The organism is Streptomyces sp. NPDC026062, assembly GCF_055568375.1.
The window spans coordinates 160745-180848 of sequence record NZ_JBVHOQ010000014.1 but is presented as its reverse complement, the minus strand read 5'-3'; the positions used below and the strand labels follow the sequence as shown (position 1 = coordinate 180848).

General features: G+C 69.2%; 16 protein-coding genes and 2 rRNA genes. 11 read left to right on the top strand and 7 right to left on the bottom strand.

From position 1 onward, the window contains the following. A 23S ribosomal RNA gene (locus ACZ4LX_RS15795) occupies window positions 1-73 on the top strand; the annotation flags it as partial. A 79-nt stretch (window positions 74-152) separates the two neighbouring features. Next, window positions 153-269 (top strand): 5S ribosomal RNA (rrf, locus tag ACZ4LX_RS15790). A gap of 142 nt (window positions 270-411) precedes the next feature. Here rrf and ACZ4LX_RS15785 read toward each other — a convergent pair. The 5 genes from ACZ4LX_RS15785 to ACZ4LX_RS15765 are packed head-to-tail and all read right to left on the bottom strand — an operon-like array spanning window position 412 to window position 5857. Continuing rightward, complete coding sequence (locus tag ACZ4LX_RS15785) at window positions 412-1722, bottom strand: DUF58 domain-containing protein (RefSeq protein ID WP_467644227.1); 1311 nt, start codon at window positions 1720-1722, stop codon at window positions 412-414. Between the two features lie 11 nt (window positions 1723-1733). Further along, window positions 1734-2735 carry an AAA family ATPase gene (locus ACZ4LX_RS15780; protein ID WP_467644208.1) on the bottom strand — a complete coding sequence of 334 codons (1002 nt, stop codon included), beginning with the start codon at window positions 2733-2735 and terminating at the stop codon, window positions 1734-1736. Beyond that, complete coding sequence (locus ACZ4LX_RS15775) at window positions 2732-3958, bottom strand: DUF4350 domain-containing protein (protein WP_467644205.1); 1227 nt, start codon at window positions 3956-3958, stop codon at window positions 2732-2734. The genes ACZ4LX_RS15780 and ACZ4LX_RS15775 overlap by 4 nt, the downstream gene beginning before the upstream one ends. Continuing rightward, complete coding sequence (locus ACZ4LX_RS15770; RefSeq protein WP_467644202.1) at window positions 3955-4650, bottom strand: DUF4129 domain-containing protein; 696 nt, start codon at window positions 4648-4650, stop codon at window positions 3955-3957. Before ACZ4LX_RS15770 ends, ACZ4LX_RS15775 begins: the two co-directional genes overlap by 4 nt. Before the next feature lie 4 nt (window positions 4651-4654). After that, the gene (locus ACZ4LX_RS15765; RefSeq protein WP_467644199.1) at window positions 4655-5857 is read right to left on the bottom strand and encodes a DUF7847 domain-containing protein; all 1203 of its coding nucleotides are present in this window, start codon (window positions 5855-5857) and stop codon (window positions 4655-4657) included. 140 nt (window positions 5858-5997) lie between these two features. On the opposite strand from ACZ4LX_RS15765, the gene mtnA reads away from it, so the two are divergent. The 8 genes from mtnA (at window position 5998) to ACZ4LX_RS15725 (ending at window position 14498) form a co-directional block, all read left to right on the top strand. Next, entirely contained in the window at window positions 5998-7143 is a 1146-nt protein-coding gene (gene mtnA / locus ACZ4LX_RS15760; protein ID WP_467644197.1) for an S-methyl-5-thioribose-1-phosphate isomerase, read from the top strand. 4 nt (window positions 7144-7147) lie between these two features. Then, window positions 7148-7837 (top strand): two-component system response regulator MtrA, encoded by a 690-nt coding sequence (mtrA, locus tag ACZ4LX_RS15755; RefSeq protein WP_187282414.1) that lies wholly within the window; start codon window positions 7148-7150, stop codon window positions 7835-7837. Window position 7838: 1 nt separating this feature from the next. Next, the gene (gene mtrB / locus ACZ4LX_RS15750) at window positions 7839-9860 is read left to right on the top strand and encodes an MtrAB system histidine kinase MtrB (protein WP_467644194.1); all 2022 of its coding nucleotides are present in this window, start codon (window positions 7839-7841) and stop codon (window positions 9858-9860) included. Further along, a complete protein-coding gene (locus ACZ4LX_RS15745) occupies window positions 9850-11718 on the top strand; it encodes an LpqB family beta-propeller domain-containing protein (RefSeq protein ID WP_467644191.1) in 1869 nt (622 codons plus the stop codon). The genes mtrB and ACZ4LX_RS15745 overlap by 11 nt, the downstream gene beginning before the upstream one ends. 98 nt (window positions 11719-11816) lie before the next feature. Beyond that, window positions 11817-12545 carry a ComF family protein gene (locus ACZ4LX_RS15740; protein ID WP_467644186.1) on the top strand — a complete coding sequence of 243 codons (729 nt, stop codon included), beginning with the start codon at window positions 11817-11819 and terminating at the stop codon, window positions 12543-12545. Window positions 12546-12658: 113 nt separating this feature from the next. Next, window positions 12659-12838 carry a hypothetical protein gene (locus tag ACZ4LX_RS15735; RefSeq protein ID WP_467644179.1) on the top strand — a complete coding sequence of 60 codons (180 nt, stop codon included), beginning with the start codon at window positions 12659-12661 and terminating at the stop codon, window positions 12836-12838. A 28-nt stretch (window positions 12839-12866) separates the two neighbouring features. After that, window positions 12867-13556: a ribosome hibernation-promoting factor, HPF/YfiA family gene (gene hpf, locus ACZ4LX_RS15730; protein WP_467644173.1), complete on the top strand. Its 690-nt coding sequence runs from the start codon at window positions 12867-12869 to the stop codon at window positions 13554-13556. A 186-nt stretch (window positions 13557-13742) separates the two neighbouring features. Next, entirely contained in the window at window positions 13743-14498 is a 756-nt protein-coding gene (locus tag ACZ4LX_RS15725; RefSeq protein WP_467644168.1) for a response regulator, read from the top strand. 34 nt (window positions 14499-14532) lie between these two features. On the opposite strand, the gene ACZ4LX_RS15720 is transcribed toward ACZ4LX_RS15725, so the two are convergent. Further along, window positions 14533-15708 (bottom strand): winged helix-turn-helix domain-containing protein, encoded by a 1176-nt coding sequence (locus ACZ4LX_RS15720; RefSeq protein WP_467644165.1) that lies wholly within the window; start codon window positions 15706-15708, stop codon window positions 14533-14535. Window positions 15709-15868: 160 nt separating this feature from the next. Continuing rightward, on the bottom strand, window positions 15869-16492 hold the full coding sequence (locus tag ACZ4LX_RS15715) for a GNAT family N-acetyltransferase (RefSeq protein ID WP_467644162.1): 624 nt from the start codon (window positions 16490-16492) through the stop codon (window positions 15869-15871). Window positions 16493-16732: 240 nt separating this feature from the next. On the opposite strand from ACZ4LX_RS15715, the gene secA reads away from it, so the two are divergent. Next, the gene (secA, locus tag ACZ4LX_RS15710; RefSeq protein ID WP_467644160.1) at window positions 16733-19549 is read left to right on the top strand and encodes a preprotein translocase subunit SecA; all 2817 of its coding nucleotides are present in this window, start codon (window positions 16733-16735) and stop codon (window positions 19547-19549) included. The last annotated feature ends 555 nt before the right edge of the window (window positions 19550-20104 follow it).

Sequence of the window (20104 nt, the reverse complement as noted above, 5' to 3'; positions counted from 1 at the left end):
GTTGATAGGCCAGATGTGGAAGCCCGGTAACGGGTGGAGCTGACTGGTACTAATAGGCCGAGGGCTTGTCCTCAGTTGCTCGCGTCCACTGTGTTAGTTCTGAAATAACGAACGGCCGTGTTTTGTTCCGGTGTTGGTTAATTTCATAGTGTTTCGGTGGTCATTGCGTTAGGGAAACGCCCGGTTACATTCCGAACCCGGAAGCTAAGCCTTTCAGCGCCGATGGTACTGCAGGGGGGACCCTGTGGGAGAGTAGGACGCCGCCGAACAATCATTGTGGAAAAGCCCCGTGCCCTTGTGGCACGGGGCTTTTCTGCGTTCACGACCAGAACGTGCCGGGAACGGATACCGGACGGCCGGAGTGGTATGGCTCCCTGTAGCAGCCGCTGACTCGTGTACCGGCCGGTGACGCTACAGCCGACCTGCTGCCTTGAGAGCCAAGTAGGCATCGGAGAGGGCCGGCGCGAGGTTGTCCGGTGTAGCGTCGACGACAACCACACCATGACGCTGTAGCTGACTCGCAGTTCGACGCCGACCAGCCTGAGCCCGGGCACCGGCGGCAGCGTCATAGATCGCGTCCACTGTTCCTCTCGCACCTGCCATGTCTTCGACGTGCGGGTCGCTCACGGCAGCCAGCAGCACAGTGTGCCGCTGAGTGAGATGCGGGAGTACGCGCAACAGCCCCTCTTCGACAGGCGTCGCCTCAAGACTGGTGAGCAACACGATCAAGGAACTTCGGGGAGCGTTGGCCAGCGCGGCGACGCTCAGGCCGCGTGAGTCGGTTTCCACGAGTTCCGGCTCCAGTGGCGCCAGGACGTCGACCATCGCCGCCAGGATGTCTCCGGCTGCGCGGCCTCGGACCTGGGCCCGCACACGGCGGTCGTAGGCGAGAAGGTCCACACGATCGCCGGCACGGGTGGCAAGGGCAGTGAGGAGCAGTGCCGCGTCCATTGACGCGTCGAGACGAGGAACATCGCCCACCCGGCCTGCCGACGTCCGGCCGGTATCAAGGACGATGAGGATGTGACGGTCACGTTCAGGACGCCAGGTACGTACAGCGACCGCTGACTGGCGTGCAGTGGCCCGCCAGTCGATCGAGCGGGTGTCGTCACCGGGGACGTAGGTGCGCAGGCTGTCGAATTCCGTCCCCTCACCCCGGGTGAGGACGCTTGTGCGACCATCGAGCTCGCGCAGCCTGGCGAGGCGGGACGGCAGGTGCTTGCGACTTGTGAAGGGGGGCAGGACACGCACCTTCCAGGGGGTGTGATGACTGCCCTGGCGTGCTGCGAGTCCCAATGGGCCGTAGGACCGAATGGTGATTCGCTCGGCCTGGCGGTCACCGCGGCGGGTAGGGCGCAGAAATGTCGTGACACGACGGCGCTCGCCTGGCGGGACGTCAAGTTTGTGACGAGACACGGCCTGGTCCGTGCCCGGAAGCCAGCTGCTGGGTGGCCACGCGTCACGAAGGTGTGCCCTCAGGCGACGGCGGGAAGGATTGACTACGGTGAGTTGCACTTCGGCGCTGTCACCGAGTCGAACGGTTGTGTCGCCGGATCGGGTGAACCGAAGCGTACGCACTGGCGCTGCCAGGGCATAGTCGCACAGAATAGCTAGTGAGAGCGGGGCGTTGACCGCGAGCATGCCCGTCCAGCTCGGGGCCAGAATGCCTACAGGGAGTGACCCCAGGGCGGCGAGCAGGGCGGTGCGTCCGGTAAGGGCCACCATTCACCGCCTCAACGGGGTACGGGGACGTGGGCGAGAACTGCGGTGATGACGGAGTCCGGGGTGACTCCCTCCATCTCTGCCTCGGGCCGCAGTTGGACGCGGTGCCGAAGCGTGGGGAGGGCAAGGGCTTTCACGTCATCAGGGGTGACGTAGTCGCGGCCGGTCAGCCAGGCCCAGGCCCGGGCTGTGGACAGGAGAGCAGTGGCGCCACGGGGGGAGACTCCGAGGTCGAGTGAGGGGGATTCACGCGTGGCACGACAGATATCTACGACGTAGCCGGCGATCTCAGGAGAGACAGCGGTCCGGGAGACAGCAGTACGTGCCGCCTCGAGATCCGACGGCCCGGCGACCGGGCGTATGCCCGCCGCCTGCAGGTCACGGGGGTTGAAGCCATCCGCATGGCGGGTCAGAACGTTGATCTCGTCATCGCGGGACGGAAGCGGGACCGTCAGCTTGAGTAGGAAGCGGTCCAGCTGGGCCTCAGGGAGAGGGTATGTGCCCTCGTACTCCACCGGGTTCTGGGTCGCTGCAACGAGGAAGGTTTCCGGCAAGGGGCGGGGGATTCCATCGACAGTGACCTGGCGTTCCTCCATGGCCTCCAGGAGGGAGGACTGCGTCTTGGGAGGAGTGCGGTTGATTTCGTCGGCGAGCAGAAGGTTGGTGAAGATCGGACCGGGCTGGAAGGAGAACTGGGCGGTGCGGGCGTCATAGACGAGTGAGCCGGTCACGTCGCTGGGCATCAGGTCGGGGGTGAACTGGACGCGCTTGGTTTCGAGTTCGAGTGATGCTGCGAGCGCTCTGACCAAGAGGGTCTTGGCCACGCCAGGGACCCCTTCGAGCAGGACATGACCGCGGCAGAGCAGTGCGACGACGAGACCGGTGACTGCCGGGTCCTGGCCGACCACGGCCTTGGCGATCTCGGAGCGCAGTGCTTCCAGGGAGGCGCGGGCCGCCGCGTCGCCGCTGACGGTCCCGGTTGTCCCGGTTGGGATGGGGGGCGGGGCGCTCATGAGGTACGGACCTCTCTTTCGAGGGTGTCGAGTTGGTCTGCCAGAAGGACGAGAGCGGTGTCGTCGGAGGGGGCCGTGCCGAAGAGCAGCTGGTAGAGGTCGGTATCGCCGGGGTCGCGGTGTGCCGAGACAGCGGGGAGGAGCGTCGCTGGGGAGTGCGCGTCCTGCGGGGAGACGCCGATGAGGCGAGCGATGCGGGTACGGGTGGCGTCGCGCAGCGCGTCGGCTGCCCGGTCGCGGGCGTTGGCCTTGCGCTGGAGGCGGGCACGGCCCTCGGTGGACTCGGAGGCGCGGATGGCTACGGGCAGAGCTTCGGCGACTACCGGGCCCAGACGCCGGGCACGCCAGATGGCGGCAAGTACGGCGGCGAGGGCGAGTTGAAGGGTTCCCCAGAGCCAGCCCGACGGGATGAGATCGATGAAACCGCTTTCGTCCTCGGCGCTGTCGCCGCTCGTGCCGTTGTCCTTGTCGTGGGCGCTGTCTGTGGTGGAGGAGTCACTGAGCGAGGGGAGGTACCAGACCAGATGTGGGCGCGAGCCGAGGAGTTGGAGGGCCAGGGAGGCGTTGCCGTCCTTGTCCAGACGGTTGTTGTAGAGGAAGTCGGGGGATCCGAGCAGGACGGTGTCACCCGATGCCGGCTGCTCCAGTACGAGGAGGGAAGGAAGGCCGTCGGCCGGGTAGCAGGCGAGGGCTTCGAGTCCGTCCGAGGTGTAGCGGAAGCCCCCTGCCTCCGCGTCACCGGCCTGGCGCGCGGCGGTCAGCGAGCACTGCGGGGCCCGTGTGGAAACCGGGGCAGATGGTTTGGCGCGGACGCCGGGGGCCAACGCGTCGACCGAGGTCGGGCCTGCGGCCAGGAGCACCGTCCGGCCACCCGTGCCGATGGTCCTTGCACGGAGCAGGTTCTGTTGATGCGGCGTCAGAAGATTAGGGGTGGCAACGAGCAGTGTGGCATCGGGGCCGGCCGCAGACGTGGCGGCCTGGAGCGTGGTGACGACGTGGACGGAAACACCACGGTCCTTGAGGAGCTCGGCTACGGCCCTGCTTCCGTAACGGTCCGCGGAGCGGGGGTCGAGCCTGCCGTGCTGATCCCCCGACCGAGTGGCCGCCAGGGCGATTCCTGCGGCGACGAGCACGAGGAGGGCGAGCAGCACTCCGCGAGCGCGGATCCAGACCTGGCGCGGAGTGGGGGAGACAGACGTGGAACGGGTGGTGGTCGTGGTCACTCGACAGCCCCCGGGAGAATGCCGGAGAGTCGCGGTGCGGCGGACTCGAGGTCGAGGTCCAGGGCGAGCACGGTCAGATATGCCTGCTCGTCGGCTGAGCGGCCGCCGTATGTGACGTCGTCGAAGGTCCGGGCCGCGGCCCGGAGTCGTGCGGCGTGCTCCGGGAGTGTGCGGCCCGCTTCCGCAGCGGCTTCGTCGGCGGTGCGTCCGGGGCGGGCGTCGAGCAGGGCGCGTTCCTCCAGGGAACGGACGATGGCACGCATCCGCTCCTGGACGGCTGGGATCCACCGGCCGGCAGCGGCGTGGGCCTCGGCGGTGGCGCGGTGCTCCGGCGCGCTGTGGGGGCCGCTCGCGAAGAGGGCGTCCGCTGCCTTACGGCCGCGTTGTGGGGTGCCCAGGCGCCACAGGAGCGCGGCGGCAAGAGCGATGACGATCAGGACGAGTACGACCAGTCCTGCGGGCCCGCCCGGTGCGGCGCCGGATGCGGACGAGAAGAGGTCGCCGATCCAGCTCCACAGATGGTCCAGAGCACTCTGGAGAGGGTTCGGATCGTTCTCGTGGTACATCGGTTTGGAAAGCTCGCGCTGTGCCGCCTCGCGGGCGGGCACCCGTGGGATGTCCACGGGTATGTCACCGCTCGCGCGGATCAGTCGCTCTGCCGCAGCTCCCGTTGTGCCACCCGCCCCCGACACGGTGTCAGCTCCTGTTGTCGTAGCCCGGCAGACCGGCTGCCCTGGCGAGTTCGAGATCGAGCGCCTCGCGCCGGATGCGCTGGTCCACGTAGAGGAGGGCCATGACACCGGCGGACAGCGGATAGGTGATCGTGGCGACGACCACATCGCCGATGGCGGAGACGATCAGGAACGGCCAGCCGAAACTGGTGGATCCCTCGGTGAGGAAGGAACTGAGGCCGCCGTTGTCCACGGCCATCGCGACGAGGCCGAACGGGATGCCGATCACCAGCGTCACGATGAGCGTCAGCAGCCAGGTGAGCGAGAGGATGCCGAACGTCCGCCACCAGGCGCCGCGGACCAGTTTGGCGGAGCGCCGCATCGATGCGGTGATCGACTGCCGTTCCAGCATCAGGGCCGGGGACGCGAGGCAGAAACGGACCATGAGCCAGAGGAGCACACAGGCCGCGGCGAGCATTCCGATGAAGGCGAGGCCGACGCCCGCGGTGTCGCCGATCAGGTAGCCCGGGAGGATTCCCACGGCCATGATGGCGGCGGCCATGGCGGCCAGCAGAAAGGTCAGCCCCAGGAGCGGGAACAGCCTGGGCCGGGCTTCGGCCCACGCTCCGGAGAGCGTGACGGGACGGCCCAGCACCGAGCGGCTGATCACCACTGTCAGTACCGCGGTGGTGAAGATCGTGGCGAGCATCAGGACGAGCAGGGACGGGGCGGTGTTGAGAAGGCTGGAGCGGAGCGACTCGGTGGCCTGGCGCAGGGCCTCGGAGCCGGTGGCGTTCCGGTCGATCGACGGGGGCTCCGGCAACAGGTACCGCTGCACGAGCAGGTTGGCGGTCTGGGCGATCACGGAGACGGCGAGTGTGATGCCGAGGACCGTGCGCCAGTGCGCGCGCATGGTGGAAACGGTGCCGTCCAGGATCTCGCCGACGCCCAGCGGCCGGAGAGGGATGACACCGGGCTTGGCCGCAGCCGGCGGGCGTCCCCAGCCCGGGCCCTGCGGGGGTACGCCCCAGCCGGGATAGGGAGGCGGCGTGCCGGGGCCGGTTCCGGAAGAGCTCGGCGGGGACCACTGCGCTGCGGGCGGCTGCGTGGCAGACCAGTTTCCCGCAGGCCCGTTGCCGTCGACGGGTTCGGAAGGCCGGGGGACGCCTGTCTCCTGGTCGTCGGAGGGGGCAGATCCGGGCGAGGCCCAGCCCGGAGTGTCGTTCATTCTCGCTCCTTCACGGTCCTGTCCGCGCATCGGGGCGTCAGGTTGGCAGCCATCGTGCCACGCGTGGCACCAGTCCGGGACTGGCGCTGTATCTCCTTCGTTCCTTCATGCGCGGGCGGCTCACGGGGCAGACTGGGCGGATGGCTGATCAGGACGCGCAATCGCCGGGGGGCTGCGAGCCCGCCGTGCTTTCCGTACTTCGCTGGGACGAGCCTCCGGAAGGGCCTGTGCTGGTGCTTCTCGACCAGACGAGGCTGCCGGTGGAGGAGGCAGAGTTGGCGTGCACCGACGTTCCCGCCCTGGTGGAGGCGATCCGGACGCTGGCGGTGCGCGGAGCGCCGCTGCTGGGCATCGCGGGGGCCTACGGAGTGGCTCTCGCAGCCGTGCGGGGATACGACGTGGCGGAGGCCGCCGCGATGCTGGAGCAGGCGCGGCCCACCGCGGTGAATCTCGGGTACGGGGTCCGGCGGGCCGCCGGCGCGTACTGGGCGGCTGTCGACAAGGGGGCAGGTCCCGAGCAGGCAGCGGCAGCGGCGCTGGGTGAGGCGCGGGCGTTGCACCGGGAAGACGCCGTGGCCAGCGGGCAGATGGCCGGGTTCGGGCTTGCTCTCCTGAACGAGCTGCTGCCCGGCGGCGGTCATCGGTTGCTGACCCACTGCAACACCGGGGCGCTGGTCTCAGGGGGTGAGGGAACGGCCTTCGCGGTCGCGCTCGGGTCGCACCGGGCGGGCCGGCTCAGGCGCCTGTGGGTGGACGAGACCCGCCCTCTGCTGCAGGGAGCCCGGCTGACCGCGTACGAGGCGGCGCGCAACGGCATGCCGTACAGCTTGCTCACGGACAACGCGGCGGGGTCACTGTTTGCGGCAGGGGAGGTGGATGCCGTGCTGATCGGGGCTGACCGCATCGCCGCGGACGGATCCGTGGCCAACAAGGTGGGGAGCTATCCGCTCGCGGTGCTCGCGAAGTATCACCACGTACCGTTCATCGTGGTGGCCCCGACCACGACCGTGGATCTCCACACCGCGGACGGTGCGTCCATCACGGTGGAGCAGCGGTCGGCGAGTGAAGTGACCGAGCTCACATCGCCGCAGTGGGGGGTTGAGGGGAGGGGAGCTGGTGGGGTTCCTGTGGCGCCGGTGGGAACCCCGGCGTACAACCCCGCCTTCGATATCACGCCTCCGGAGCTGGTCACCGCGATCGTGACGGAAGAGGGCGTAATCTCCCCGGTCACAGGGGCCGGACTGGCGGAGCTGTGTGCCAGATCATCGCAGGTAACGATTAGCTAATGGGATGATGTCGTTTATGAAGGGACGCGTCCTTGTCGTCGACGACGACACCGCACTGGCCGAGATGCTCGGGATTGTGCTGCGTGGTGAGGGGTTCGAGCCGTCGTTCGTAGCGGACGGCGACAAGGCACTTGCTGCATTTCGTGAGGCAAAGCCGGACCTGGTCCTGCTGGATCTCATGCTGCCCGGTAGGGACGGCATCGAGGTCTGCAGGCTGATCAGGGCCGAGTCCGGTGTGCCGATCGTCATGCTCACTGCCAAGAGCGACACGGTTGACGTGGTGGTGGGCCTGGAATCAGGGGCCGACGACTACATCGTCAAGCCGTTCAAACCTAAGGAGTTGGTTGCCCGGATCAGGGCACGTTTGCGCAGGTCCGAGGAACCGGCACCGGAGCAGTTGACCATCGGGGATCTGGTCATAGATGTGGCCGGGCACTCCGTGAAGCGGGAGGGGCAGTCCATCGCCCTGACCCCGCTGGAGTTCGACCTGCTGGTCGCGCTCGCACGCAAGCCGTGGCAGGTCTTCACTCGTGAGGTACTCCTTGAGCAGGTCTGGGGGTACCGGCACGCCGCCGACACCCGTCTGGTCAATGTGCACGTGCAGCGGCTCCGTTCCAAGGTCGAGAAGGACCCGGAACGGCCGGAGATCGTCGTGACCGTCCGAGGCGTCGGCTACAAGGCCGGACCGAGCTGACATGTCCCTGGGCAGCACTGCTCCGAAGCCCGGGGAGCCGGGAGTCCGTGCGGAGCGGGCTGCCGGTTCAGGGCACACGTCGTCCTCGGTCGGGCGTTTCCTGCGGGGCGGCCGGTTGTTCCATGACCGGGCGCCCGGCGGGCCGCTGCCACGGCTGCTGATGCGGTGGGTGCGGCGCCCGCTGCTGCCCGCCGTGCGGTTGTGGCGGCGCAACCTCCAGCTGCGGGTCGTCGCCGGCACGCTGCTGATGTCGCTCGGCGTGGTGCTGCTGCTCGGCCTCGTCGTGATCGGGCAGGTGCGCAACGGCCTGCTGGAGGCCAAGGGAAAGGCTGCCCAGACACAGGCCGCCGGTGGGTTCGCGGCCGCCCAGGAGAAGGCGAACGCTCCGCTCACCCCCACGCCTGGCGGTGACGCCGCAGACGGCTCGACGGCCAACAACTCCTGGCGGACCGAGCTCGTCGACCAGCTCGCCAGTGGTGGGAAGAACGCGTTCAACGTGGTGGCGCTCAGCGCCGACGAGGGGTCCCGTGCACCCCGCGGCTCCGGCAGCGTCGAGACCGCGAGCATTCCGCAGAAGCTGCGCGAGTCGGTGAACAAGGGCCCGGGAGCGTTTCAGACGTACTCGCAGATCAAGTACGCGAACGGGCAGGAATCGCAGCCCGGTCTGGTCGTGGGGAAGCGGCTCTACGACATCGATCGCAATCCGTACCAGCTGTACTACGTCTTCCCGCTGACGCAGGAGGAGAAGTCCCTGACGCTGGTCAAGGGCACGCTGGCGACCGCGGGTCTGTTCGTGGTCGTGCTGCTCGGGGCGATCGCGTGGTTCGTGGTGCGCCAGGTCGTCACCCCCGTACGCATGGCGGCGGGGATCGCGGAACGGCTCTCGGCGGGCCGGCTCCAGGAGCGGATGAAGGTCACCGGCGAGGACGACATCGCCCGGCTCGGTGAGGCGTTCAACAAGATGGCACAGAACCTCCAGCTGAAGATCCAGCAGTTGGAGGAGCTCTCCAGGATGCAGCGGCGCTTCGTCTCGGACGTCTCGCACGAGCTGCGGACGCCACTGACGACCGTGCGCATGGCGGCCGATGTGATTCACGAGGCACGCGTCGACTTCGACCCGGTCACGGCGCGTTCCGCGGAGCTCCTCGGGGACCAGCTCGACCGCTTCGAGTCGCTGCTGTCGGATCTGCTGGAGATCAGCCGGTTCGATGCGGGTGCGGCGGCTCTGGAGGCGGAGCCGATAGACCTGCGGCAAGTCGTGCGACGGGTGATCGGTGGCGCCGAGCCGCTGGCCGAGCGCAAGGGCACCCGGATCCGGGTGGTCGGCGACGAACAGCCGGTGATCGCCGAAGCCGACGCGCGACGGGTCGAGAGGATTCTGCGCAACCTGGTCGTCAACGCCGTCGAGCATGGCGAGGGACGCGATGTCGTGGTGCGGATGGGCGTGGCCGGTGGAGCGGTCGCGGTGGCAGTCCGGGACTACGGGGTGGGGCTGAAGCCCGGCGAGGCGACGCGGGTGTTCAACCGTTTCTGGCGGGCCGACCCGGCCCGCGCCCGGACAACGGGCGGTACCGGACTCGGTCTGTCCATCGCTGTCGAGGACGCCCGGCTGCACGGCGGGTGGCTCCAGGCCTGGGGCGAGCCCGGTGGAGGTTCGCAGTTCCGGCTGACGCTGCCGCGTACGGCGGACGAACCGCTGCGTGGTTCGCCGATACCTCTGGAGCCCGAGGACTCGCGGCGCAACCGTGAGAACCGGCTGCGGGACGCGGCCGCTCCCGCCGGCGGCAGCGACCACCGGCTGGTGGCGGTGCCCTCGCAGCCGGGCGGCACGGACCGAGCGGCGCTGCCCGTACCGGCCCGCGCATCCATGCCGGCCCGGACCGCGCCGGCCTCGGTGCATCCGGCGGCTCTGCCGGGCAACGGGGCACGTGTGGTGCCGCGTCCCGCCGAGGAGCGGCCCGGCCGTCACAACGACTCTCCGGGGCAGGATCCGGGGCGGGAGGACACGACTCGTGGTCACTGACCGTCGTCAGGGCGGCCGTGGACGTACGGCGGGGGCGACCGTGCTGCTCGGGTGCGGCGCCGTGCTGCTGTCCGCATGCGGCTCGATGCCCGTCACGGGGGACGTCAAGGCCGTGGACGCCTCGCAGCCCGGCGACTCCCAGGTGCAGGTGTACGCGGTCGCTCCGCGCGACGGCGCCACTCCGAACGAGGTGGTCGACGGCTTCCTTGAGTCGATGACCAGCGACGACTCCGATTTCAGGACCACGCGCCAGTACCTCACGAAAAAGGCGTCGAGCGGCTGGAAGCCGAGCGCGCTCACCACGGTGCTGGCCAAGGCGCCCAACCGGAGCGACCGGCCGGTCCATGACAGCGACCGAGGCACCGACGAGGTCAGCTACACGCTGACGGGCGAGAAGGTGGCGACGGTCGACGACCAGAACGCCTACCAGCCGCTGGCGCCCGCGGACTACTCCAGCACCCTGCACCTGGTGCGGCAGAAGGGTCCGGACGGCAACGAATGGCGCATCGACATGGTGCCGGACGGCCTGGTTCTCGGGCAGTCGGACTTCAAGCGGCTCTACCGTTCCGTCAACAAGTTCTACTTCGCCACCGGGCGGACCGACGCACAGTCCACGCTGGTCGCCGACCCCGTCTACATCCGTAACCGGACCGATCCGGCCACCGGAATGGACACGGTGACGCAGGCCGTTCGCAGCCTTCTGAGGGGGCCCACCGACTGGCTGCGGCCCGTGGTCGCATCCCGCTTTCCGGCCGGAACCGGGCTGCGGAAGGGCGCCACCTCCCTCACCCCCGACGACCGGAACGTGCTGAAGGTCCCGCTCGACAAGAAGGCCGACGGAGTTGGGCAGCGCTCCTGCCGGATGATGGCCTCGCAGGTGCTCTTCACCCTCCGGGACCTGACGTCCGCACGCGTCGAGCAGGTGGAGCTCCAGCGCTCCGACGGATCGTCGCTCTGCGTGCTGGGGGCCGACCAGGCCGAGGAGTACGCCCCCGACGGATCGTCGGGCGGGCCCCAGAGCCAGTACTTCGTCGATGCCAAGGGGCACGTGGAGCGTATTCCGGGGAGTACCAGGGGCAGCGGTGAGCCGGAGCCGGTGGCCGGTCCCTTCGGCAGCGGGTCGTTGCAGGTGAGCGCAGTCGGTGTGGCCCGGGACGAGCAGACGGCTGCGGTCCTCTCGCAGCACGGGGACGCGCTCTACGTCTCCTCCATCGCTGTGGACGGTGAGCTTCCCGCCCCGGCGGTGACGAGCAAGGCCGGCCACTCCAAGGACCGGCTGACGGCGCCCAGCTGGGACGGCAGGGGCGACCTCTGGATCGCCGACCGCGACCCCGGCAACTCACGGCTGCTGCGCCTGGCCGGCGGCACGGGCAAGCCCCAGGAGGTCACCGTGCCGAGCCTGGACGGCGGCCGGATATCGGCCCTTCGCCTGTCCTCGGACGGGGTGCGCATCGCCCTGCTGCTGACGCGGGAGGACGGGACGACGACGCTGAAGATCGGCCGGATCGAGCGGAAGGGCCCGCAGGGCAAGGAGCAGGTCTCCGTGGTGGACCTGCGGCAGGCAGCCCCGCAGCTGGCCGATGTGACCGCGATGTCGTGGTCGGGCGGCAGCCGCCTGGTGGTGGTCGGCAAGGTGCAGGGAGGGGTGCAGCAGGTCCGCTATGTGCAGGCGGACGGGTCGACACCCTCCTCGGGTGTGCTGCCCGGCGTCAATCAGGTGCGGGCCATCGCGGCGGCGGACGACGAACAGTTGCCGCTGATGGCGGACACGGTCGGCGACGGGATAGTGAAACTGCTGCCGGGGGACAACTGGCAGACCGTCCTGAAGGAAGGTTCGGCGCTGGTCTATCCGGGCTGAGGCCCGCAGCCGCCCTGTGGCGGGCGTCGCGGCGGGGCTGCCCGGGGCGTTGTCCACAGGGGTGGCCGGGCTGCCCCGCCCGCGTGCACAGTGGAGTCATGCGCGGGTGGTGGCGGGAGATCGCCGGACTGGTCCTGCCGGTGGACTGCGGAGGCTGTGGCAGGCCGCGGACCGAGCTGTGCGAGGAATGCCGCGCGCAGTTGTACGGCGGGGTGCCGCGCCGGGTGAGCCCCGATCCTGAGCCTCCGGATCTGCCGGTGGTGCATGCGGCCGCCGCGTACGAGAACGCGGTGAGGGCGGTACTGCTGGCCCACAAGGAGCGGGGGGTGCTCGGCCTCGCCGGAGCCGTCGGCAGAGCGCTGGCGGGTGCCGTGAGGGCCGGATCGGGGATGCCGGCCGGGGCCGGACCTCTCCTGCTCGTTCCCGTACCGTCCGCGCGACGGGCCGTCGCCGCGCGCGGCCATGATCCAGCCCGCAGGATCGCCCTGGCCGCCGCGGCCGAACTGCGGCGTACGGGCACGTCCGCCCGCGTGGCCGGGGTGTTGCGGCAGCGACGCCCGGTGGCCGACCAGGCGGGGCTCGGGGCCCGGGAGCGCCGGGCGAACCTGGCGGGTGCTCTGGGGGTCGCGGCCGGGGGCGGACGCCTGCTTGCCGCCGGTCGGGTGGTGCTGGTGGATGACCTGTTGACGACGGGTGCCTCGCTGGCCGAGGCCGCGCGGGCGATCGAAGCAGCAAGGGGCTGGGAGGGCACCGGTTCGGGGGTGCGTCACGCGGCCGTGGTCGCAGCTTCTCCGTCCGCCTTCGAAATAAACCGGAACTGGAACTGAACTTGCATCGTTGCAGGTAGTGAGTGGGTAAAAAGACCTGAACGGAGGTACGTGCGAGTAGCGGGTGCCGACATCCGTCGGGGCAGGCTATGTTCAGTTGTGAGGAATGGTGAATGCCAGGCCTCGACGAATGGACCACCAGGTTTCGGGCAGGCGACCCACCGGAGTTCGAGAACCGGGTATTCGGTGGGGTGGAGGCCCTGCCGGCGGGGGAGGAGGAGGTGGAAGCCACCGAGTCCGCGGCTCCGGCCAACACCGGGGCCTGGTGCAAAAGGGAGATGCTCCGCCGCTGAGCGGAGCGATCCGGGAACGGAGTTCTGCGTGGACATCGTCGTCAAGGGCCGCAAGACCGAGGTGCCCGAGCGGTTCCGCAAGCACGTGGCCGAGAAGCTGAAGCTGGACAAGATCCAGAAGTTCGACGGCAAGGTGATCAGCCTCGACGTGGAGGTGTCCAAGGAGCCGAATCCTCGCCAGGCGGACCGTTCCGACCGGGTGGAGATCACGCTCCGCTCGCGTGGACCCGTCATCAGGGCAGAAGCGGCCGCAGGCGACCCGTACGCAGCGCTGGATCTGGCCACAGGCAAGCTGGAGGCGCGGCTGCGCAAGCAGCACGACAAGCGCTACAGCCGCCGCGGCACAGGGCGCATCCCCGCTGCGGAGGTCGGCGAAATGGTGCCGGACGCGGCGTCGTTCAACGGCGACGGTGAGCTGGTCGCCGACGAATCGGCACAGTCCGTGCCCACCACCAGGATCGGATCGCTCGAGGTACAGGGCGAAGGTCCGCTGGTGATGCGCGAGAAGACGCACGTCGCGGCACCCATGTCGCTCGACCAGGCGCTCTACGAGATGGAGCTGGTCGGTCACGACTTCTATCTGTTCGTCGATTCCGAGACGAAGGAACCCAGTGTCGTCTACCGGCGGCACGCGTACGACTACGGTGTCATCCACCTGAGGACCGACCCGCTGGCCGCTGATGAGGCGGGCGGCGCGGGCGGTGCGCTCGGCGGCTGACGCCACCACTTCGTGGTGCCCCTGGAGCGCCCTGTGCGCCCCCAGGGGCACCTTCGTGCGACCACGGGATCACCGTTCCGACGTTCAGGCATGAAATCATGGCGGCCCAGGCCAATCGGTGTTCTGTGAACTGCCGTTGGCAGACAGCTTGTGAACTTCAGGCCGTGGCCTTCAGGGGGAGGAACGATGGCGGACACCTTCGGGCCCGTGCGCGATGCGAATGATGCCGACGACGCTGCCGGTGCCCGCACCGGTGCGGACGACGACAGCGGTTCCCGTAAGGAACCGATCCGGGTCCTTGTGGTCGACGACCATGCCTTGTTCCGCAGGGGCCTGGAGATCGTCCTCGCGCAGGAGGAGGACATCCAGGTCGTCGGCGAGGCGGGCGACGGGGCGGAGGCGGTCGACAAGGCCGCCGACCTGCTGCCCGACATCGTCCTGATGGACGTACGCATGCCCAAGCGGGGCGGCATCGAGGCCTGCACCTCCATCAAGGAGGTGGCCCCCAGCGCGAAGATCATCATGCTGACGATCAGTGACGAGGAAGCGGATCTCTACGACGCCATCAAGGCGGGTGCCACCGGCTATCTCCTCAAGGAGATCTCCACGGACGAGGTCTCCACCGCGATTCGCGCGGTCGCTGACGGGCAGTCCCAGATCAGCCCCTCCATGGCGTCGAAACTGCTCACCGAGTTCAAATCGATGATCCAGCGGACCGATGAGCGCCGACTGGTTCCGGCGCCCCGGCTCACCGAACGTGAGCTGGAAGTCCTCAAACTGGTTGCCACGGGCATGAACAATCGGGATATCGCGAAGGAACTCTTCATTTCCGAGAACACCGTGAAGAACCACGTCCGCAACATTCTGGAGAAGCTCCAGCTGCACTCGCGGATGGAAGCCGTGGTCTATGCCATGCGGGAGAAGATCCTCGAGATCAGGTGACGGGCCCGGGGAGGAAAGCCCCGGGAATGCGCGGTCACGCCAGGGCGCGGGAGATTTCCCGGGTGAGCGGTCCGCGTAGCTCCGGCGCGTCCACCCGCTCCAGCCGGACCTCGGTACAGCCGACCCAGGACGCGGCTTCCACGAGCGCCTGTGCCATCGGCGCCACGGCCTTGGCGTCCTCCAGGGACACCTGCCGGGCGACGAGCGTCGTGCCCTCGCGTGCCGGGTCGACCCGGCCCCGCAGCCGGCCACCCGCCAGCAGCGGCATCGCGAAGTAGCCGTGGATCCGCTTGGGCTTGGGAACGTAGGCCTCCAGCCGGTGGGTGAAGCCGAAGATCCGCTCGGTCCTGGCACGCTCCCAGACCAGCGAGTCGAACGGTGACAGCAGTGTGGTGCGGTGGCGTCCGCGCGGCTCGGCGGCCAGCGCGGCCGGATCCGCCCAGGCCGGCTTCGCCCAGCCCCGCACCGTGACAGGGACCAGCCCTGAGTCGGCCACCACGGCGTCGAACTGTTCGCCCTTGAGCCTGTGGTAGTCGGCGATGTCCGCGCGGGTGCCCACGCCCAGTGACTGCCCGGCGAGTGCCACCAGCCGGCGCAGGCACTCGGCATCGTCCAGATCGTCGTGGAGCACGGCATCGGGCAGGGCACGCTCCGCGAGGTCGTAGACCCGCTTCCAGCCGCGCCGCTCGGTGCACACCACCTCGCCGTACATCAGCGCGCGCTCGACGGCCACCTTCGAGGCGGACCAGTCCCACCACTCCCCGCCGTTCTTCGCGCCGCCCAGTTCCGTCGCCGTCAGGGGGCCCTCGTCGCGCAGCTGCCTGATCACGGTGTCGTAGGCGCCGTCCGGCAGGTCGTGGTGCCACTGCGGGCGCGCGCGGTAGGCGCGGCGGCGGAAGGCGAAGTGCGGCCATTCCTCGACCGGCAGGACGCAGGCCGCGTGCGACCAGTACTCGAAGGCGCGGCCACCCGACCAGTAGGCCTCCTCGACCGTGCGCCGGTCGACCGCGCCCAGGCGGGCGTAGGGAATCAGTTCGTGTGAACGCGCGAGCACCGAGATGGTGTCGAGCTGCACGGCCCCGAGGTGCCGCAGGATCCCGGACACCCCGGCCCGGCGGTCCGGGGCGCCGAGGAAGCCCTGGGCGCGCAGCGCGATCCTGCGGGCCTGGTCGGCGGAGAGCTCGGCTGCGGGAGGCTGCACAGACGTCATGCTCCGCACCCTAGAGGGCGGCACTGACATGGATGCATCCCGGCCGCCCAGGCCGCTCGCGGGAGACCGACGGGCTGCCCTCTGCCGCCTGCCTCTCGCAGGACCGTCCCCGGGCCTCTCCCGCGGCCGCCCCGGCCCTTCGTGGGCCCGCCACGGCCCCTCATGGGCGGGCGGGGGCGGGCGGGAGGTAGGCGGCGGTGCCGGGCAGGGAGGGTGCGGAGGGCAGATAGGTGTCGGTGCCGGGCAGGCCGAGGTCGGACGGGAGCAGGGCGCCGGTCCAGGCGTCGCGCCGCACACCCTTGTTGATCACTCCGGCGCGCTGATCGCCCTCCATCCGGAAGCCCGCGCGCAGCGCGACGGCCCGCGACGCGTGGTTGCCGGTCTCGGCCCGCCACTCCAGCCGGTCCCCGCCGAGCGCGGTGAAGGTCCAGCGGGCGGCACAGAGGACTGCCTCCGTCGTGTAGCCGAGACCGCGGTGCCCCCTCGCGGTCCAGAACCCGACCTCGTACGTGCCCGGACCGGTGCGCCGGTTGATACCGAGCGCACCGGTCACGGCGCCGCTGCCGCGTACCGTCACGGCGAAGTTGTACATGGAGTCGTCCTGCCAGCCGCCGGGCGAGAGCTGCCGGGCGAAGAGCTCCGCGTCGGCGCGGGTGTACGGCGAGGGGACGACCGTCCAGCGCTGGATGTCGGGGTCCTGGCAGGCCGTGTGCAGTTCCTCCGCGTCGCCCGGGACGAAGGGACGCAGCAGCAGGCGGTCGGTGGTGAGAGTGATCGGCTCCATGTACGGATTCTGCTGATCGAGCGGGAGCGGGGCGAGTACTTTTCGGGCTTCCCGGCACCTTCGGCACCCTTCGTCCGTTGATCCGGGAGGGCGCTGCGAGGTCAACGCAGTGGCAGCCCTCCCGGCGCGGCGGGGTCCTCGCTTACGATGGCCGTTGCGGTGGGGCCCACCTGCCGTGCCCGCGCCAGAGTCCATAACACGACCCAGTGCCAGGCCCGACCGGCAAGGAGACCAGCCTCAGTGTCCGTCTTCAACAAGCTCATGCGTGCAGGCGAAGGCAAGATCCTGCGCAAACTGCACCGCATCGCGGACCAGGTCAGCTCCATCGAAGAGGACTTCGTCAACCTCTCCGACGCCGAGCTGCGGGCGCTCACCGACGAGTACAAGGAACGGTACGCGGACGGCGAGAGCCTGGACGACCTGCTTCCCGAGGCATTCGCGACTGTCCGTGAGGCCGCCAAGCGGGTCCTCGGACAGCGCCACTACGACGTCCAGATGATGGGCGGCGCTGCCCTGCACCTCGGCTACGTGGCCGAGATGAAGACCGGCGAGGGCAAGACCCTCGTCGGCACCCTGCCCGCGTATCTCAACGCACTCTCGGGCAAGGGCGTGCACCTGATCACGGTCAACGACTATCTGGCCGAGCGTGACTCGGAGCTGATGGGCCGGGTCCACAAGTTCCTCGGACTGACGGTCGGCTGCATCATCGCCAACATGACTCCGGCCCAGCGCCGCGAGCAGTACGGCTGCGACATCACGTACGGCACGAACAACGAGTTCGGCTTCGACTACCTCCGCGACAACATGGCCTGGGCGCAGGACGAGCTCGTCCAGCGCGGTCACAACTTCGCGATCGTCGACGAGGTCGACTCGATCCTGGTCGACGAGGCCCGTACGCCGCTGATCATCTCCGGCCCCGCCGACCAGGCCACCAAGTGGTACGGCGACTTCGCCAAGCTGGTCACGCGCCTGACCAAGGGCGAGGCCGGAAACCCGCTCAAGGGCATCGAGGAGACCGGCGACTACGAGGTCGACGAGAAGAAGCGGACCGTCGCGATCCATGAGTCCGGTGTCGCGAAGGTCGAGGACTGGCTGGGCATCGAGAACCTCTACGAGTCGGTGAACACCCCCCTCGTCGGGTACCTCAACAACGCCATCAAGGCCAAGGAGCTCTTCAAGAAGGACAAGGACTACGTCGTCATCGACGGCGAAGTCATGATCGTCGACGAGCACACCGGCCGTATCCTCGCCGGCCGCCGCTACAACGAGGGCATGCACCAGGCGATCGAGGCGAAGGAAGGGGTGGACATCAAGGACGAGAACCAGACGCTCGCCACGATCACCCTCCAGAACTTCTTCCGCCTCTACGGAAAGCTCTCGGGCATGACCGGTACGGCGACGACCGAGGCCGCAGAGTTCCACCAGATCTACAAGCTCGGCGTGGTGCCGATCCCGACCAACCGCCCGATGGTCCGGGCCGACCAGTCGGACCTGATCTATCGCACCGAGGTCGCGAAGTTCGCCGCCGTCGTCGACGACATCGCGGAGAAGCACGAGAAGGGCCAGCCGATCCTGGTCGGCACCACCTCGGTCGAGAAGTCCGAGTACCTCTCGCAGCAGCTTTCCAAGCGCGGTGTCCAGCACGAGGTCCTCAACGCCAAGCAGCACGACCGTGAGGCGACGATCGTCGCCCAGGCCGGCCGCAAGGGCGCGGTCACCGTCGCGACGAACATGGCCGGCCGAGGTACCGACATCAAGCTGGGCGGCAACCCGGACGACCTCGCCGAGGCCGAGCTGCGCCAGCGCGGTCTCGACCCCGTGGAGCACGTCGAGGAGTGGGCGGCCGCGCTGCCCGCGGCGCTGGAGAAGGCCGAGCAGGCCGTGAAGGCGGAGTTCGAGGAGGTCAAGGACCTCGGCGGGCTGTATGTCCTCGGTACCGAGCGCCACGAGTCGCGGCGTATCGACAACCAGCTCCGCGGTCGTTCCGGCCGTCAGGGCGACCCGGGCGAGTCCCGGTTCTACCTCTCGCTCGGCGACGACCTGATGCGTCTGTTCAAGGCGCAGATGGTCGAGCGCGTCATGTCGATGGCCAATGTGCCCGACGACGTCCCGATCGAGAACAAGATGGTGACCCGGGCGATCGCGTCGGCGCAGTCCCAGGTCGAGCAGCAGAACTTCGAGACGCGTAAGAACGTCCTGAAGTACGACGAGGTGCTCAACCGGCAGCGTGAGGTCATCTACGGCGAGCGGCGCCGGGTCCTGGAGGGTGAGGATCTGCAGGACCAGATCCGCCACTTCATGGACGACACGATCGACGACTACATCCGCCAGGAGACGGCGGAGGGGTTCGCCGAGGAGTGGGACCTGGACCGGCTGTGGGGTGCGTTCAAGCAGCTCTACCCGGTGAAGGTCACGGTTGCCGAGCTGGAGGAGGCCGCCGGGGATCTTGCCGGTGTCACCGCCGAGTTCATCGCCGAGTCCGTCAAGGGCGACATCCACGAGCAGTACGACGAGCGTGAGAAGACCCTCGGCTCCGACATCATGCGTGAGCTGGAGCGGCGTGTGGTGCTGTCCGTCCTGGACCGAAAGTGGCGTGAGCACCTCTACGAGATGGACTACCTCCAGGAGGGCATCGGCCTTCGGGCCATGGCGCAGAAGGACCCGCTGGTCGAGTACCAGCGCGAGGGCTTCGACATGTTCAACGCCATGATGGAAGGCATCAAGGAGGAGTCCGTCGGCTACCTGTTCAACCTGGAGGTCCAGGTGGAGCAGCAGGTCGAGGAGGTTCCTGTGCAGGACGCGGCGACGTCGCTGTCCAAGGAGGACGCCGTTCCGGCGGCGCGTCCGGAGATCCGGGCCAAGGGGCTCGACGCTCCGCAGCGTCCGGACCGGCTGCACTTCTCCGCTCCCACGGTGGACGGGGAGGGTGGTGTCGTCGAGGGCGACTTCTCCAACGGCGACGGTGCCGGCTCGGCCGAGTCGGACGGGCTCACGCGGGCGGAGCGTCGCAAGGCGCAGAAGAGCGGTGGCGGTGGTGGGCGGCGCCGCAAGAAGTAGCGTGCGCTGATTGCTGTCGTCGGCCGGGGCCGGACACCGTGAGGTGTCCGGCCCCGGCCGTTGTGTGTGGTGCGGCCGGCGGTTCGCGTGCTGGGCCGGAGGGCGGACGGGCGGACGGGCGGGTGGGGCAGGACGAGCTGGGTCGGTGGCCGGACGACGGGTGAGCGGGTGGGCCGGAACGGGCTTGGACGGGCGCCGGAGGGTGCGGGGGCCGGAAGAGGCCGGAAGGGGGCGGATGGGGCCTCGGCGGCGGCGGGCGGGGCCGTAGAGGCTCCGGGCAGGGGGCTGTCGTCGGAGGCCGGGGCGTCGGCGGGAGCCGGTCAGGAGGGGCAACGGCGTCGGAGGGGCGGGCCGGGTCGGGTCGGGTTGGACCGGCCTCCGGGGCGGCCGGGTCAGGAAGGCGTCGATCGGAGGCCTGGATCGGTGTCGGGAGACGGCCGGGTTCAGGCAGGCCTCGATCGTTGCCGGAGCCGGAGCCGGAGCCGGAGCCGGAGCCGGAGCCGGAGCCGGAGCCGGAGCCGGAGCCGGAGTTGGAGTTGGCGGACGGGGCGGGAA